This window comes from Pseudoduganella ginsengisoli (assembly GCF_009720865.1).
Taxonomy (GTDB): Bacteria; Pseudomonadota; Gammaproteobacteria; order Burkholderiales; family Burkholderiaceae_D; genus Rugamonas; species Rugamonas ginsengisoli.
This window is the reverse complement of the sequence record NZ_WNLA01000001.1, coordinates 344989-361891: the sequence shown is the minus strand read 5'-3', so window position 1 is coordinate 361891 and position 16903 is coordinate 344989. Positions and strand designations below refer to the sequence as shown.

The window sequence follows — 16903 nt, the reverse complement described above, 5'->3', positions numbered from 1 at the left end:
TTTGCGGTGAGATAAATTTCATTGATTTGCCGCTATTTTATGCCGCCCAGCATTAAAACCGGTTTGGCCTTACAATCTGGCGCATGAATAACAGTGCAACACCGCCATTGCCCCGCAGCGCCTATCTCGGCGGATTGGCAATTGCCATTGGCGGCGCGATCCTGTTTTCCACCAAGGCGGTCGTCGCCAAGCTGATGTACCGGTACCAGCTCGATGCCGTCACGGTCATCGCCTTCCGCATGCTGTTTTCCTTGCCCGTGTTTGCGTCCATCGCCGTATGGAAAATGCGCACCGGCGCGCCATTGTCGAAGGCGGACCGCTGGCGCATCGTCATCATGGGCGCGGTCGGGTATTACCTGTCAAGCTTCCTGGATTTCCTCGGGCTGCAATACATATCGGTTGGCCTGGAACGGCTGATCCTGTTCCTGACGCCCACCTTTGTATTGCTGATCTCCACGCTGTTCCTCAAGCATCACATCAGCCGCAAGCAGTGGCTGGCGCTGGCGATTTCCTATGCGGGCATTGTGCTGGTGTTCCTGCATGATTTAAAGGGCGGCGGCGCCGATGTCGCGCTGGGCTCGACGCTGGTGCTGGGCTCGGCCATGGCGTATGCCGCGTATCTGCTGCTGTCCGGCGAAATGGTGCAGCGCCTGGGTTCCTTGCGGCTGGTGTCGTATGCGATGTGCGTGTCCAGCGTCGCGTGCATAGGCCAGTTCTTTATCTTGCGGCCCGCGCACCTGCTGGTGCAGCCGATGGCCGTGTATGGACTGTCGCTGGTCAATGGCATTTTTTGTACCGTGATGCCCGTATTTATGACGATGATGGCGGTGCAGCGCATCGGCGCGGGCACGGCGTCGCAGGCCGGCATGATCGGCCCTGTATCGACCCTGTTTCTCGGCGCGCTGGTGCTTGGCGAGCCGGTGACGAACTGGCAGTTGGCCGGCACCGGACTGGTGCTGGCTGGTATTTATCTGCTGTCGCAAAAGAAGTAATCCCACCACTTACCTTGGAACCACGACATGACTCCCCGCATTGCCCTGATTGCCCACGATAAGAAAAAAGATGACATGGTTGCGCTGGCGCGCGAATACAAGGACTTCCTGCTGGGCTGCAAACTGTGCGCCACCGGCACCACGGGCGGGCGTTTGATCGATGAAGTGGGGCTGGTGGTGGACCGCAAGCTGTCCGGCCCGATGGGGGGCGATTTGCAAATCGGTTCGCTGCTGGTGGAAGGGGAAATCGATGCCGTGATTTTCCTGCGCGACCCGATGACGCCGCAGCCGCACGAACCGGACATCAATGCGCTGGTGCGGTCTTGTGACGTTCACAATGTTGCCTGCGCGACCAATCTTTCGACAGCCCACCTGGTGTTGTCGCAATTGCAGGCCAGCGCCGCAAAATAGCAGTCTGTCGCACGGATGTGGTCCAGCGCCTTGTGCGCTGGCAATGTAGCGCCCTCAAATAACATAACAGGGGAGAGACATGAAAACCATTCTGGGCGGCGTTGCCGCCGCCGCTATTTCCACCGCCGCCTTCGCTGCTCCTGCCGCCACAGGGCTGCCTGGCCACTGGGCCGGCACCTACGAAGTGGGCAAGGACATCAACTTTATTCGCCCATACTTTGGCGCCGATGGCAAAGCCACGGTGGACTTGCCTTCGATGGAAAAGAAGGGTTTGCCGCTCGATGGCGTCAAGCAAGAGCAGGGGAACGTCCAGTTCGCGCTGCCCGGTCCGGACGGCGTGCTGCAATTTGACGGCAAGGTGCAGGGCGATTTGCTGGCCGGTAAAGTCACGCTGAACGGCAACGAAGGCAAGTTCGCATTCCGCCGCACGTTGTCCGATGATCCGCAGCGCCATCAGCCATTGCTGGGCGCTTACCAATTCCCCGACAAGCACATCGTCGTGCTGTCCGAGTGGGGCGATTTCCCGCAAATCTTTTACAGCGACATGAGCAGCGGACGCTATGCATCGATGTTCGCGGAAAGCGATACCACGTGGTATGCGGGCAAGGGCAACTTCAATCTGGAAGTGCGTGAAACCACAATGCGCTTTGAAAAAGACAAGGCAGGCCATATCGCGCGCATGGTGTGGCAGCAGGACGGCAAGCAGCAAACGGCGCGCCGCCTGCAATTCCGCTCGGAAGAAGTCACGTTCAAGAATGGCGACGTGACCTTGTCCGGTACGCTTGTGCTGCCGGAAGGCAAGGGACCATTCCCTGCTGTCGTGTTGACGCAAATGTCCAGCCCGGCGCCGCGTGGCGCGTATGCACTGCAAGCGTATTACTTTGCCGCGCATGGCATGGCGGCGCTGATGTATGACAAGCGCGGCGTGGGCAAATCCACGGGCGAATTTAACAAGGCCACCATGGAGCAATTGGCCGACGACGCCATTGCCGGCATCAATTTGCTGGGCCAGCGGGCCGACATCAAAGCCAATGCCATCGGTACGTGGGGCCACAGCCAGGGCGGCTGGCTGGCGCCGCTGGCGGCCACCCGGTCGCAAAAGGTCGCGTTTGTCATAGCCCAGGCGGCGTCCGGTGTGCCGCCTGCCGAGCAAGAGGTTTACCGTATAGAAAATTCGCTGCGGGCATCCGGTTTCAGCGAGGAAGAAGTCAAGGCGGGCGCGGCTTATCAGGAAAAATTGATGCGCTGGGTGACCAGCAATGGCGCCAACCGCGCGGAATTGCTGGCATCGGCGCGCGCCAATGACCATGCGCGCTGGGCCAGCCAGGTGGAAATCGTGCCGGACACGTTCCGCGAGAAACCGCGCGCGGAATCGCTGGCGTTTTACAGCTATGATCCACTGCCGGAATTGAAAAACCTGAAAGCGCCGATCGTGTACATTTTGGGCGAGAAAGATGCGTTCGTACCGGTGCATAAAAGTGCGGTACTGTTCAAGGAGACGCTGGACAAGGCCGGGCACAAGGATCACCAGGTGTGGATGCTGCCCCGCGCGGCGCACGGCCTGTGGGAAACGGATATCGACGGCGGCAGTGCGTACATCAATTCCACGCACTGGGCCCGCGACCATTACCCGCGCATGACGCAATGGCTGCGCGAGCGCGGGTTTGTGAAATAGAAAGGGACGACGATGGTTAAGGCAATTCGCATGACCCGCACGGGCGGGCCGGAAGTGATGGAATATGTGGATGTGGAACTGGGGCCGCCCGGTCCTGGCGAAGCAACGGTGCGCCATAAAGCCATCGGCTTGAATTTCATTGACGTGTATTTCCGCACGGGCTTGTATCCGCAACCGCTGCCGGCCGGTCTCGGCATGGAAGGCGCGGGCATCGTGGAAGCGGTGGGCGAGGGTGTCACGGAAGTCAAAGTAGGCGACCGCGTGGCCTATGCCGGCCGTCCGAACGGCGCCTATGCGCAGGCGCGCAATATGCCGGCGGCGCTATTGCTGGTGTTGCCAGACAAGATAGATTTTGAGACCGGCGCCGCCATGATGTTGCAGGGCATGACGGTGCAATACCTTTTCCACCGTACCGTGCCGTTGAAGGCGGGCGACACGGTCCTGTTCCATGCGGCGGCGGGCGGCGTGGGCTTGATTGCGTGCCAGTGGGCCAAAGTCATGGGCTTGAACTTGATCGGTACTGCGGGCTCGGAAGAAAAAGTCGCGCTGGCCATTGAAAACGGCGCCAAACACGTCATCAACTACAACAAGGAAAACTTTGTCGAGCGGGTCAAGGAGATTACGGGCGGGGAAGGCGTGGCCGTGGTCTTTGATTCGATCGGCAAGGATACTTTCACGGGGTCGCTTGATTGCCTGCGCCCGCTGGGCACCATGGTCAGCTTTGGCAATGCCTCCGGCCCCGTGCCGCCGTTCAGCCTGAATGAATTGCAGTCGCGCGGTTCGCTGTTCATTACCCGCCCCACCTTGATGACGCACACGGCCAAGCGGGAAAACCTGGAAGCCATGGCGAAATCCCTGTTTGGCGTGGTCAAGAGCGGCGAAGTCCAGGTACCCGTCAAGCAGCGCTATAATCTGGCCGACGTGGCGCAAGCCCACATCGACCTGGAAGCGCGCAAGACGACCGGGTCGACCATCTTAATTCCTTGAATTGAAACGACATGAGCGATATCAGCCAGCAGCAGCACGACGAAGATGACGGCACCCCGAAATTCGGCCGGTTGTTGATCGTGCTGGTGCTGGCGGTATTGCTGGTGGTGGCGATTACGTTTGCTTCCGAGGCGTATTACTCTTGAGATCTCGGCAGGCTCATGGTTTCGGGAACAATACGTTGCCTGATCCAATCTGACGTCTCTACTTCATCCTTGCTTCCGCTTGCTACTGCCCGCATGAAATTAATGGCATCTACATGGGTAAACTGGAGCTTGATATTGTTAATCGCGAGGAATAACCGGCCTATCACCCATGCTGTGCGCTTGTTTCCATCACTGAACCCGTGATTGGTAGCCAGGTCATGAATATAAGCTGCGGCGAGGTCGGCTGCATCGTGAGGCAGTTTGCCATAGGCAGCAAGATTCTGGGCTCGGCTGAGTACAGATTCCACTGCGTTCAAGTTGCGCACACCTGACGAGCCGCCGTGCGCTGACAATTGCTTGTCATGAACTGCGTACACCGTGGCAGGTTGAACCCAGTTCCACGTCATTTAGCCAACACTCTCAGGATTTCGCGGTCGTCATGCATTATGGCTTCAGCCAATGCCATTTGACGCTCAAACTCCGGATTGTAGGGCGTAGTACGCATGGCGTCATCCGGAGCTTCAGTCAAATAAAGGGTATCCCCCTTTTGCACGTTCAGTATCCGCTTGGCTTCCTTGTTCAGGATTAAGCCCTCGGAAGAGCCAACGGTAGTTTAATGTCAACAGAATGGCCTCGCTGTATATAATTTTTATTATATAGCGGTGCATTCGAGTGCCAGACGTATCGTGACCGGATAGCTTGCTTGAGCTGTGCCATCGCGCAAATTATTGATCATTTCGGCTAAAGCTTTGTTAATTTCTCTACAGAATGCCTGGGGCGCATAAACGCGTTGCCGGATTAAGCCGGCTCCTTTCTAGCAACTTTCAGGAGAAAACATGAGTTTGAGATACACGCTGTACGAACAGGCAGCCCGGCATCAGCTCGATGCCGACGCCACAGCTGAGTTGTTGCGGCTGGCCGGATTGCAGGGCGAGCCGCCAGCGTTAACGCGCCGTATGGCGCAGGGATTGGCCATTGCCGCCACCGCGCTGGGCGGGCTGGCCGTGATTTTTTGTGTAGCGGCCAACTGGGATGGGTTTGGCCGTTTTGGACGTTTTGCACTAGTCCAGTCGTTGCTGGCCGTGGCATTGTTCGGCGCATGGCGTCTTCCAGCTGCCCGTATCCCACTCAGCCTGCTGGCTCTGCTGACCATCGGTGGCTTGCTGGCCTGCGTGGGACAGACTTACCAGACGGGCGCGGATCCATGGCAATTGTTCGCCGCCTGGGCGGTAATGGGCTTGCCGATGTGCTGGGGTGTACGCAGCGATGCGTTATGGGCGCCGTGGATCCTGGTCGTGAATACAGCGGCCGCACTGTGGGTGGTTGCCATGACGTCCCGCTGGCAGATGGGAGCGGATGACGCGCTGACGCACGTACTGGCCTGGGTAGCCTCGGCGGCGTTTTTGCTGCCTGCGCATCCAGCGTTGCGGCGCCATACCGGTGCGGGAAACTGGATGGTACGGTTTGGTGTCACCGTATTGCTGTCGCAGGCAGTGTGGGGCGTCTTGCAATCTGTATTCCGCGAGTTTGGCATGCCCCTGCTGTTTCTGGCGCTGGTCTTGGCAGTTGGCATTGTCTTGCTATTCAAGAGCCAACTTTGGTCGGATGGCTATTGCGCGGGCGCGGGTATTGTCGCTACAGATATTCTGCTGTTGGCGGGGCTTTATCGCGTGATATTGCAAGTCCATAGCGACATTCTTGGCACTACGTTCATGCTGTGCCTGGCGACTATGGCGCTGGCCTATGGCAGTTCGCGTTTGCTGTTGCCGTCCCGGTCACCGGGGGGAGAAAAACCATGAACCGGGACCAATTCGACGCGATCCTGCATCAAGCAGCTATAGAGCGCAGCGAAGGCGGCACACCATGGCTGGCCACCGCGATCCTGGCGGTAGGCGCATGGCTGGCCGCGCTACCGCTGATCGCCTTTGTCGTGGCAGGTGTGCTGATGGCCGCATCCGGCAGCGAAGGCGGATCATGGCTGCTGGGTCTCGCCGGCGCTGGCATGCTGGCGGGAGGCATGATGTTGCTGTCGTTAGCCCGACCGCATTCATTCCATGAACATGCCTCCGCACCGTTAATGGCGGCAGGGATTGCCTGTATTGCCGGCACACTGGCCATGAATCACCAAGAAGACCTGATGTTTGCGGTGGCCTTGGTGCTGTCGCTGGCGATTATTCCTTTTTTGTCCAGGCTGTGGCTGCGGACCATGTTTGGCGCCATTGCTGCGGGAATGCTTCCGGGAGCCGTAGTCGTGCTGCACGATTGGGAGGGCGGCCTCGCGGTAGCCGGTCATCTCGCGCTACTGGCGTGGCTGGCGGCGTTCATCCTCGTGCACAGCTGCATCCAGGCGGGCGACCCGGGACGGGCAGCCGGGATTGAAGCGGCGGCCAGTGGCTGGCTGGCCGTGACGCTACTGATGCTGGCGGCAGGCGCAGGGCAAGCCATGTTCATGCATACCTTTTCCCCGCTTTCCGGCACAGCGTCACACCAGCAAACCACATCCCTGTGGTCGCCGCCACTGGCGCTGGCGGCAGCCATTGTGCTGGCGCGGGCCTGGTCATCGTTGCAGCAACTGTGGTTCGGTATCGTCACCGTGGCAGTCGCGGCGATGGCGTACTTCATGCCGCAACTGGGGGCGGTGCTGCTTGCGCTGGCTATTTGTAGTGCAACGGGACGCTGGCGCATGGCCATGGCGTCGGCATTGGCAGCCGCCTGGGTGGTTGGAGCCTGCTATTATCAGTTGAACAGTTCATTGCTGGAAAAGGCGATGCTCTTTGCAGGGGCGGGGATCACGGTGGCCATCGCTGCCGCCTTGGCAAGGCGCACGGCCACAGCAGTGCAGCCATCGCCATCGGAATGGCGGTCCCGCATGCTGCTGGAGCCATCACCGGTACAGGTCGCATCACCCCAGCCAGCGCGGCTGTGGTGCATCGGCCTGTGCGCCGTAGCTGTTCTCGGTTTGGTGAACTTCACAATTTGGCAGAAAGAACAGTGGATTGCGCAAGGGCAGCAAGTCTTTGTCCGGCTGGCGCCAGCCGATCCCCGTTCACTGATGCAAGGGGATTACATGGTGCTGCGCTTTGATTTGCGCCTGCCTGATGGTGCGGTGCCTCGGGTGATGATGGATGCAGCGCAAATCGTGATGCAGAAGAATAGCGAAGCAATTGCGCAGCCGGTGCGTATGCATCGTGCAGCGCAGCCGCTGGCCGCCAATGAATTACTGATTGATCTCGTGTACAAGCGGGGCGAATTCACGCTGGGGACCGATGCATGGTACTTCACGGAGGGTGAAGCGGCCCGCTATGCCGGTGCGCGCTACGGTGAATTTCGCGTGCATGATGGTCGAGCTGTGCTTGTTGGAATGAGAGGGGAGAATCTGAAGCCGTTGTAAAGCAGCAGTTGGATGAGAGAGCCCGGCAGTCATTGCAACTGCCGGGCTGTTGTTTATTCGACTTGCAGCTCGACCTGTTTCACTTTGCCGTTTTCTCCCGGGAACCCCGCAAACGCACTCTGCACCAGCGCCGGCATCACGGCCGGCGTCGACTGGCGGCGGCTCGTGTTTTGCACCGTCACGTCAAACAATTTTTGCCCATCAATGGTATTGATCGACACGCGCAGCTGGCGTTCATAGTTGTGGCGGATGGTTTCCTGGACTTCCAGCGGACCATACCAGAATGGGTCGTAATACGGGCCCCAGCCGGCCCAGCGGTAGGGGCCCCAGTAAGGACGGTAAAATCCCCGGCCCACATAGCGCGGCCCCCAGTAGGGGCCCATCCAGAACGGATCGGTGGCTTGCAGTACCTTGACAGGGCGGTCGATGGTGCTGAAGTGAACACCTACTTTCAATTTGGGATTGGCATTGTCCGGCACTTGCGTAAAGCCCAGCTTGGCCAGCTCCGTGCTGACCATATTCTGGTAAGTCTTCAATTCCAGCGTGTTTTCCGTCGGCGGCGGGTTGTCGAACACATAGGACTTGTCCGGCACGCCCGCAGCCGGCCATTGCTGGAATGTGGTCACGTCGCTGCGGATGGTGGTGGCGCATCCGGTCAGCAGCAAACCGGCTGCCGCAGCCAGTATCGCAAAAGTTTTCATGATGGTTGCTCCCGATGGATATTTAAGTGTATGGCGGCACGCTATGTTGCGCATGATTATTACAGTTTGTAACAGCAAGAAGAAGAGCAGCAAAAATCTCCGTTGAATCCGCCGCCACTGCGATGGAAAGGGACCCGGCTGTAACTGGTATTACCGCTGGCGCGCGTCGCACAGGGGCGGTATTGGTAAAATAGCCTTTTCCATCAACGTCCGGTCGAATTTCTCATGCGCACAGACAGCCCTCAGACGATCTTCCGTAAAGACTATACCCCTCCCAGCTACCTGGTACACACGGTAGAACTGGGTTTCGATCTGGACCCGGCCCGTACCATTGTGGCCAGCCGCGTCACGTTAACCCGCAATCCCGACGGCAAGAGCAAAGACATTGTTTTGCACGGTGAAGACATCGAACTGGTCGCCTTGCGGATGAATGGCAAGACGCTGGAACCCGGCCAGTACCTGCTGGGCGCGAACACGCTGACGATCCCCAAAGCGCCGCAACAGGCGACCCTGGAAATCGAAACGCTGTGCGCACCCGTCAATAACACGACTCTGTCCGGCCTGTATGTGTCGAACGGCAGTTTTTACACGCAGTGCGAAGCGGAAGGCTTCCGCCGCATCACGTATTTCCCTGACCGGCCGGACGTGATGGCGAAATACACGGTGATGCTGCGCGCCGACAAGGAACGCTATCCCGTGCTGCTATCGAACGGTAACTTGCTGGAGCAAGGCGACCTCGGCGATGGCCGCCATTACGCCAAATGGGAAGACCCGTTCAAAAAGCCGTCGTATTTGTTTGCGCTGGTGGCAGCCAAACTGGTGTGCCAGGAAGAGACGTACACGCTGAAATCCGGCCGCGAAGTGCTGCTGCAAGTGTGGGTCGAAGAGGGCAACCTCGACAAGACCGACTATGCGATGCAGTCGCTGAAAAACTCGATCCGCTGGGATGAGGAACGCTTCGGCCTGGAACTGGACCTGGACCGCTTCATGATTGTCGCCGTGGGCGACTTCAACATGGGCGCGATGGAAAACAAGGGATTAAACATCTTTAATACCAAGTTCGTGCTGGCCAATCCGCGCACGGCCACCGATATCGATTACGCCGGTATTGAAGCCGTGGTCGGCCACGAATATTTCCACAACTGGACCGGCAACCGCGTCACATGCCGCGACTGGTTCCAGCTGTCGCTGAAAGAAGGCTTGACGGTATTCCGCGACCAGGAATTCTCGGCTGACATGATCGGCACGGCCAGCGGCCGCGCCGTGACCCGTATCGACCAGGTGCGGACCTTGCGCCAGGCGCAATTCCCGGAAGACGCGGGCCCGATGGCGCACCCCGTGCGGCCCGATTCGTTTGTCGAGATCAATAACTTCTACACGGTGACTGTGTATGAAAAAGGCGCGGAAGTGGTGCGCATGTACCAGACCCTGCTGGGCCGCGAAGGCTTCCGCAAAGGCATGGATTTGTACTTCCAGCGCCATGACGGCCAGGCCGTGCAGTGCGACGACTTCCGCGCCGCGATGGCTGATGCGAATGGCGTCGACCTGACGCAGTTCGAGCGCTGGTATAGCCAGGCCGGTACGCCGGTTGTCACGGCGACGACCCAATATGATCCGGCTGACCAGACGTATGAAATCACGCTGCGCCAGCGCTGCCCGGATACGCCGGGCCAGACCAATAAACTGCCGTTCCACATCCCGGTGGCGGTCGGCTTGCTCGATGCCGAAGGCAACGATATTGCGCTGGCCGTGGATGGCAAAGTTGTGGGCGCGACCACGGCAGTGCTGGATTTCACGGAAGAAGAACAGACCTTCCGCTTCACCAACGTGAAAGAAAAGCCGGTGCCATCGATCCTGCGCGATTTCTCCGCGCCGGTCGTGCTGGAATACGATTACACGGACGCTGAATTGCTGCACCTGTTCCGCTACGACAGTGACGCCGTCAACCGCTGGGAAGCAGGCCAGCGCCTGGCCATGGAACGGCTGCTGAAGCTGGCGAAAGCTGCCGCCGCGGGCGCCGAACTGGCGCTGGACGACACCTTTATCGCGGCACAGCGCGCCGTGCTGGCCGATGCGTCGCTGGACCCGGCGTTCCGTGAACAGGCATTGATCCTGCCATCGGAAACCATCATTGCGGAAAGCATGGATGTCGTCGATCCGCAAGCGATCCACGCGGCGCGCCAGTTCATGCGCCGCACGCTGGCGCGCGAACTGGCGCCGGAATTGCTGGCGCAGTACGAAGCGAACTTGACGCCCGGCCCATACAGCCCGGATGCGCAGTCGGCCGGCAAGCGCGGCTTGAAAAACCTGGCGCTGGCTTACCTGATGATCGAACCGGGTCCGGCAGAATTGAAACTGGCGCAGCAACAGTTTGATGACGCATCCAACATGACGGACCGCGCGTCGGCCCTGGTGTCGCTGATCCACAGCGGATCCGATGCGGCGCCGTACCTGCAGCGTTTCTATGACGAATTCGAGAACGAGGCGCTGGTCATCGATAAATGGTTCGCGATGCAGGGCGCCAGCCCGCATACGGGCATCGCCAAGGTGCGCGAGCTGATGCAGCACCCAGCCTTCAATATCAAGAACCCGAACCGCGCACGCAGCCTGCTGTTCAGCTATTGCAATGCAAACCCTGCGCAATTCCATGCGCACGATGGCAGCGGCTATGCGCTGTGGGCGGAAAACGTCATCCAGCTCAACGCCATCAACCCGCAAGTGGCGGCCCGCCTGGCGCGCAGCCTGGACCGCTGGCGCCGCTATGTGCCGGACTTGCAGGATCAAATGCGCCGCGCGCTGGAAAAAGTCGCCGCCAGCCCGGGCCTGTCGAATGACGTCAATGAAGTGGTCAGCAAAGCGCTGGCGAATTAACGACTCGAATTAACGATTTTCAACGAAACCAAACTAGGAAAACAATGAAACGCATCAGCCTGACCCAATACCTGGTCGAAGAACAACGCAAGCACAACTCGATCCCGGCCGAACTGCGCCTGCTGATCGAAGTGGTGGCCCGTTCCTGCAAAACCATCAGCCACAGCGTGGGCAAAGGCGCCCTGGGCGACGTGCTGGGCGCATTGGAAACGGAAAATGTGCAAGGCGAAGTGCAAAAGAAGCTGGACGTGATTTCCAACGAAATCCTGCTGGAAGCCAATGAGTGGGGTGGCCACCTGGCCGCGATGGCGTCCGAAGAAATGGAAACCATCCACCGCATCCCGAACCGCTACCCAATGGGCGAATACCTGCTGGTGTTCGATCCGCTGGACGGTTCGTCGAACATCGACGTCAACGTGTCGATCGGCACCATCTTCTCCGTGCTGAAAGCGCCGGAAGGCATGAAAGACCCTAGCGAGCAGGATTTCCTGCAGCCTGGCAGCAAGCAGGTCGCCGCCGGCTACGCCGTGTACGGCCCGCAAACCCAGCTGGTGCTCACCACCGGCAATGGCGTCAACTGCTTCACGCTGGACCGCGAAATGGGTTCGTGGGTGCTGACCCAGCGCGGCATGCAAATCCCTGCCGCCACCAAGGAATTCGCCATCAACATGTCGAACTCGCGCCACTGGCACGCACCAGTCACGCGCTACATCGATGAATTGCTGGCCGGTGACACGGGCCCGCGCGGCAAGAACTTCAACATGCGCTGGATCGCCTCGATGGTGGCTGACGTGCACCGTATCCTGAACCGCGGCGGCGTGTTCATGTACCCGGCCGACTCGCGCGACCCGTCGCAGCCAGGCAAGCTGCGCCTGATGTATGAAGCCAACCCGATGGCGTTCATCGTGGAGCAGGCAGGCGGCGCCGCCACTGACGGCAAGCAGCGCATCCTGGATATCCAGCCCGCCAAACTGCACCAGCGCGTACCGGTATTCCTGGGTTCCCGCGATGAAGTGGCGGTGGTGACGGGCTATCACGCAGAATAATTAAAAAACACCCTTGCGCATTTCGAAAGTTGTTTGTTAGAATGCGAGCCTCTTGCAGCGAACCACTCAGTGGAACGTAGCTAAGAAAAGGTTTCGCCGCTGTAGCTCAGTCGGTAGAGCAGCGCATTCGTAATGCGAAGGTCACCAGTTCGATTCCGGTCAGCGGCACCAATACAGTAGTACAAGCAGTATCAGGAAGTATCAGAAACCCGCCTCTCTCATAGGGAGCGCGGGTTTTTTGTTGTCTCCGGCAGTCCCACGGCGTAGCATGAAAGCTCGCAGAAATGGCGGTACCTGTGGCGGTATCTGGCTCGTAACGTAAAACGAGATACCGCCAGCGGAGGCGAACATGGCGCTGACTGATACTTTCGTCCGGCTGGTCAAGCCGGGCAAGCCCGGTGGCGAAAAATACACCGATGGGGCCGGTATGTACCTTCTTGTCAAAGAGACAGGAAAGTACTGGCGGATGAATTACCGTTTCCTTGGCAAGCGAAAGACGCTGGCACTGGGCGTCTATCCGGAAGTATCGCTGGCCACTGCCCGCAAGCGGCGTGATGAGGCCCGCAAACTACTGGCGGAGGGCATCGACCCGAGCCAGGCCAAGCGGAACGACCGCAGCGCCAGAGCTGCCGCCGCCGAACAAACCTTTGAAGTTATTGCCCATCAGTGGCTGTCGAAAATTGCGCCCACGCGGACAGCCAGTACCCAAGAGAAGGTGCGGGGCTGGCTGGAGAAGAATATCTTCCCCGCCATTGGGAAAAAGCCGATTACCGAAATCAAGCCGCGTGACGTCCTTGCCGCCGTGCAAAAAATGGAAGCGCGGGGCGCAGTCGAGTCCGCTCATCGGGTCAAACAGGTCTGTGGCCAGATCTTCAGGTTCGCGGTGGCGCTCGATCTGGTGGAGCGCGATATCACGGCCGACTTGCGCGGCGCGCTCGCGCCGACCGTGAAAGGCAATTTCGCCGCCATCACCGAGCCGAAGCAGGTTGGGGCGCTGATGCGCGCCATTTACGATTACCACGGCTTTCCTGCGGCCGTGGCGGCGCTCAAGCTGGCGCCCTTGGTGTTTGTCCGTCCCGGTGAACTGCGGGCCGCAGAGTGGGCGGAAATCGATTTGGATGCGGCAGAGTGGCGGATACCTGCGGCCAAGATGAAAATGAAGGTCGAACACCTTGTGCCGCTCAGCACGCAGGCAGTGGGGGTTTTACGCGATCTGTACCCGATCACTGGCGATGGACGGTATGTCTTCCCCAGCCTGCGCAGCAAAGCCTGCATGAGCGAGAACACGATTAATGCCGCCTTGCGCAACATGGGCTACAGCAAAGAAGTCATGACCGGCCATGGCTTTCGCGCCATGGCCCGAACCATTCTGGATGAAGTGCTTGGAGAGCGTCCGGACCTGATCGAGCACCAGCTTGCCCATACGGTACGTGACCCGCTGGGGCGTGCCTACAACCGCACGTCGCATTTGCCAGCACGACGGGAAATGATGCAGCGGTGGGCTAATTATCTGGATAAACTGCGGGTTGGTGCTGAGGTTATTCCAATCCATGGCGGCGCGTAGGAGAGGGGGAGTCATATCTTGGACTCAATCGTAGATAGACTTATAGTTTTCAAAAAATATAAAAACAATCCCCCCCTAAAAAATCTACTCCGTATGTTCAAGGTATGAAACTTATTGATTATTTCATACCCCCCAAGATCCTGATGTCGAACGCGTAAATAATCGATTTCGTCCATCAGGAAATTTACTTTTAATTTTGAAAGCAAAAAATAAATAAATTTTCTTGCTAAGAGATTGTTGCAGGAAATATCGGTTTGCCTCAGATGCACGTTTTCTAAGCTCAATTTCCTCTCTCGTTATTCGAAAGAACTTATCTTCAAATAAGCCTGTGATCTGAATCCAGTCCGTTGTTTGTCATTTATTATACTAGTATTATTTAGCCTTTGTGGGTTGCTTCGTTAACTATGGGATCACTAAATCAACAAGCCCAGGCAACGCCATAGCCATAGCATCATCATAATGTTATGGTGCCAATCTGATATGTAACGCCGCAACTCACTAGGCCTTTCGTAGATAGTGGAATTCCAGAACAATTTTAATATAGTTGCAGCACCGGGCCAGAATACCACACGCGGCTGGTTTTATCGCTAATCACTTTAAAGACCAACCCCTCTAATGGTTTCATAATAATTTCATCAATCAAATATATTAATGTTTTTGATAGATTAAAGTGCGAAATATGGAGTTCGGTTTCACTATTGTGAACAATGGCGCATCTTACTTTATAAATTAATAAAGAATATTTGGTGGATGTGCACCCATTGCTCAACTGAGTAGCTCCGTTCGTATCAAATACCTCTAGCTTTGTTAAAAGCAAATCCATATCCTCCTTCACATATCCAGGGAGCGTTTTGGTAGATTTAATCGCATTCTCAACAACTTTTGAAAATGCGATAGGTCCAATGTTTACATCCCAAAATATCTTAAAAATTTCTTTAATTGCAGCTGTTTCATTGACATCTACCGTATTGTATAGACGTTTGAAATCACGTATAGAAAACATTTTTCCATTGTTATTTTTCCCCAAATCGACCAAAGGGACTTTGTGCATAAAACCTTCAATGACATGGTACAAGCTAAGGAATTTATTTAGAATATCTGATCTTGCATTAAATTCACTTAAGATAAGTATTGTTTCATTGAATTGTTGGTAATGATTCTTGGGGGAAATCAAGCCTGTCCCGTTAAGTGATGGATTGATAGTACTCTCTATAGGAATATGAATTGTTTTTCCTTGACTAATAGCATGCAATCTTAATGCAGCTTCCACCGCTTTTACGTCATCGGCATCGTCCCTGACCAATATATATGCTGAATTAAATATTAATGAGGTATCAGAAGAAACGACATGTAAAATACAACCTAGCAACTGGTTGTTAAATTTTGACTCGCCAAGCTGCTGATGCCACGTCTCATCACGGAATTCAATGTAAGCCATTGAATCTTTAGGGGTACTTATATTAGCTACTCCAAATGATTTGAACGGCAACATTGGCCCAGTATCAGATAGCAATTTGAATGATTCAACAGGAAAATCAATCTCCTTATCGAGGTCCAGGCTTTGATCGTTTTCGAGCAAGGTTGCCAATGTTAGAATTGCAATTGTTTTCTTGAAATAAATAGGATCTATTTTTTCGATTTCCACTGAGTTTTGTGGAAATCTGAATAAACTAAACACATCGTTTAAAAACGGATCTGCTCCAGGCGTAGCGATTGCTGCATCAACAATAGCAAGCATCTCATCAATGCTCGTCACTATGTCTAAAAGAGTGTCGTTTTCTCCACTATCTAGAAAGTCATTTATTTTTTGACTGTAACTAGCTAGCAGCCCTCGAACAGAGCTATAGACAATTTCGTTGTACTTCATTAATTACCCCCGAAATATGTCTTCCAACCTTGAAACTTGATGCCGCGAAGAAGATCATGAACGGCTTTAAATACAGCACGTTTATTTACATTTCCGACATTCACCTTGTTCAATTCAACTTTATTTCGTTCTTGCTCAAAGCTTGCCAGTTGCAGGGATTTCACAAGGGAATGTAATTGCAATTCAAGCCTGGAAAAAACTTTTACGAGCGCTTCAGGCTGCTCTTCAGAAAAATCTCCAATCGCTCCAAACATGCCAATTAGAACAACTTCCCGCCCCAGCCATTTAACTCCAACATCACCATATACAGAATTAAGGGACTTATCTAAAGAAAATAAGAATTCTACAAATGTTTTGATAAGCCTAAGGTTAAATCCTTCAATTAAATCAATATAATCATTTTGATTTGATTGCATATCACTTACCAAATCACTGTTGGTATTTACGATCTTGCCTGCGCTTAAAGCTATTAGTGCAGAAATAACGTGGGCGAAATGATATTCGCCAACATTTCTTGATTTGCTATACTGAATTGCACTTTGTTCTTTTTCTCGAATAAAGCTGACGCCGTCAGGAGCTATGTCTTCCAAGCGGAAGAGCATATTTAAAAATAACAATTCCAGTTGATGTTTAATATTTACAGATTTGTGTCCCGCATTTAGAAGGAGCATTTTCTCAACTTGCTCAGATCGCCCTAAATTAGTCCACACCTCAATCCAGAGTGTATTTTCATCGAAAAATTCTTCCTGAGTTTCAAGCTCTGCACATCCCAATTCAATCAGATTGCGAACTAATTTTACATCCCCGCCGAGAGATTTTATATTTGCAGAATTGGAGCGAGTAAATTTGCTTGGATTATTTAAGGCGACAGATTTATCAATGGCATTGACTAGAAATCCCACTATGTCCCATATTATTTTTAGTCTATGTGTTCGTTGAAGGCCATCTAGAATTCTATAATCGTCTATTTTCAAAAAACGATTACTAGTACTTTTTGTGATAGAAACCTCATCAGTAACTAAAACGATAGAAGGAATGTGTCTTTTTTTATTAATGGTTTCAGCAAGATGATCTAAATATTTATTTGAAACAATTCCTCGTTGAACATCAAATTCGCGATATGTAGTTGGAATAGAATTGACATAACTGATTAGGTCAATTTTGCATAAATAGCAGATGGCATCCGCTTCGTTTTTTTCGTCAAGAATAGTAAGTTTCATGCGGATTGCTCTTCATATAGAGTTAAATGAAA

General features: G+C 55.0%; 15 protein-coding genes and 1 tRNA gene. 11 read left to right on the top strand and 5 right to left on the bottom strand.

Annotated elements, in window-relative coordinates:
• The first annotated feature begins 83 nt into the window (after positions 1-83).
• The 5 genes from GM668_RS01550 (at position 84) to GM668_RS31420 (ending at position 4211) form a co-directional block, all read left to right on the top strand.
• Positions 84-992 carry a DMT family transporter gene (locus tag GM668_RS01550; RefSeq protein ID WP_155437165.1) on the top strand — a complete coding sequence of 303 codons (909 nt, stop codon included), beginning with the start codon at positions 84-86 and terminating at the stop codon, positions 990-992.
• A 27-nt stretch (positions 993-1019) separates the two neighbouring features.
• Entirely contained in the window at positions 1020-1403 is a 384-nt protein-coding gene (locus GM668_RS01545) for a methylglyoxal synthase (RefSeq protein ID WP_155437164.1), read from the top strand.
• A gap of 79 nt (positions 1404-1482) precedes the next feature.
• On the top strand, positions 1483-3078 hold the full coding sequence (locus GM668_RS01540; RefSeq protein WP_155437163.1) for an alpha/beta hydrolase family protein: 1596 nt from the start codon (positions 1483-1485) through the stop codon (positions 3076-3078).
• A 12-nt stretch (positions 3079-3090) separates the two neighbouring features.
• Positions 3091-4065 (top strand): quinone oxidoreductase family protein, encoded by a 975-nt coding sequence (locus tag GM668_RS01535; RefSeq protein ID WP_155437162.1) that lies wholly within the window; start codon positions 3091-3093, stop codon positions 4063-4065.
• A gap of 11 nt (positions 4066-4076) precedes the next feature.
• A complete protein-coding gene (locus tag GM668_RS31420) occupies positions 4077-4211 on the top strand; it encodes a hypothetical protein (protein WP_260115488.1) in 135 nt (44 codons plus the stop codon).
• Here the strand turns inward: GM668_RS31420 and GM668_RS01530 are convergent.
• Positions 4202-4618: a type II toxin-antitoxin system death-on-curing family toxin gene (locus tag GM668_RS01530; RefSeq protein ID WP_155437161.1), complete on the bottom strand. Its 417-nt coding sequence runs from the start codon at positions 4616-4618 to the stop codon at positions 4202-4204. The genes GM668_RS31420 and GM668_RS01530 overlap by 10 nt on opposite strands.
• Positions 4615-4797 (bottom strand): AbrB/MazE/SpoVT family DNA-binding domain-containing protein, encoded by a 183-nt coding sequence (locus GM668_RS30995; protein ID WP_170305480.1) that lies wholly within the window; start codon positions 4795-4797, stop codon positions 4615-4617. The genes GM668_RS01530 and GM668_RS30995 overlap by 4 nt, the downstream gene beginning before the upstream one ends.
• 250 nt (positions 4798-5047) lie before the next feature.
• On the opposite strand from GM668_RS30995, the gene GM668_RS01525 reads away from it, so the two are divergent.
• Together GM668_RS01525 and GM668_RS01520 are read left to right on the top strand one after the other, a co-directional pair.
• Positions 5048-6010 (top strand): DUF2157 domain-containing protein, encoded by a 963-nt coding sequence (locus tag GM668_RS01525; RefSeq protein WP_155437160.1) that lies wholly within the window; start codon positions 5048-5050, stop codon positions 6008-6010.
• A complete protein-coding gene (locus GM668_RS01520) occupies positions 6007-7602 on the top strand; it encodes a GDYXXLXY domain-containing protein (RefSeq protein ID WP_155437159.1) in 1596 nt (531 codons plus the stop codon). The genes GM668_RS01525 and GM668_RS01520 overlap by 4 nt, the downstream gene beginning before the upstream one ends.
• A 53-nt stretch (positions 7603-7655) precedes the next feature.
• Here the strand turns inward: GM668_RS01520 and GM668_RS01515 are convergent, their stop codons facing one another.
• The gene (locus GM668_RS01515; RefSeq protein WP_155437158.1) at positions 7656-8303 is read right to left on the bottom strand and encodes a DUF4136 domain-containing protein; all 648 of its coding nucleotides are present in this window, start codon (positions 8301-8303) and stop codon (positions 7656-7658) included.
• A 225-nt stretch (positions 8304-8528) separates the two neighbouring features.
• Between GM668_RS01515 and pepN the strand changes: the two genes are divergently transcribed.
• The 4 genes from pepN to GM668_RS01495 all read left to right on the top strand — a co-directional run bounded on the left by pepN (position 8529) and on the right by GM668_RS01495 (position 13784).
• Positions 8529-11174: an aminopeptidase N gene (gene pepN, locus GM668_RS01510; RefSeq protein WP_155437157.1), complete on the top strand. Its 2646-nt coding sequence runs from the start codon at positions 8529-8531 to the stop codon at positions 11172-11174.
• A 44-nt stretch (positions 11175-11218) separates the two neighbouring features.
• Positions 11219-12220 (top strand): class 1 fructose-bisphosphatase, encoded by a 1002-nt coding sequence (locus GM668_RS01505; protein WP_155437156.1) that lies wholly within the window; start codon positions 11219-11221, stop codon positions 12218-12220.
• A gap of 95 nt (positions 12221-12315) precedes the next feature.
• Positions 12316-12391, top strand: a tRNA-Thr gene (locus GM668_RS01500).
• A 178-nt stretch (positions 12392-12569) separates the two neighbouring features.
• Positions 12570-13784: a tyrosine-type recombinase/integrase gene (locus GM668_RS01495; protein WP_155437155.1), complete on the top strand. Its 1215-nt coding sequence runs from the start codon at positions 12570-12572 to the stop codon at positions 13782-13784.
• Between the two features lie 535 nt (positions 13785-14319).
• On the opposite strand, the gene GM668_RS01490 is transcribed toward GM668_RS01495, so the two are convergent.
• Both GM668_RS01490 and GM668_RS01485 read right to left on the bottom strand, forming a co-directional pair.
• On the bottom strand, positions 14320-15651 hold the full coding sequence (locus GM668_RS01490) for a hypothetical protein (protein ID WP_155437154.1): 1332 nt from the start codon (positions 15649-15651) through the stop codon (positions 14320-14322).
• Positions 15651-16871, bottom strand: a complete 1221-nt coding sequence (locus tag GM668_RS01485) for a hypothetical protein (protein WP_155437153.1) — start codon at positions 16869-16871, stop codon at positions 15651-15653. The genes GM668_RS01490 and GM668_RS01485 overlap by 1 nt, the downstream gene beginning before the upstream one ends.
• Between the last annotated feature and the right edge of the window lie 32 nt (positions 16872-16903).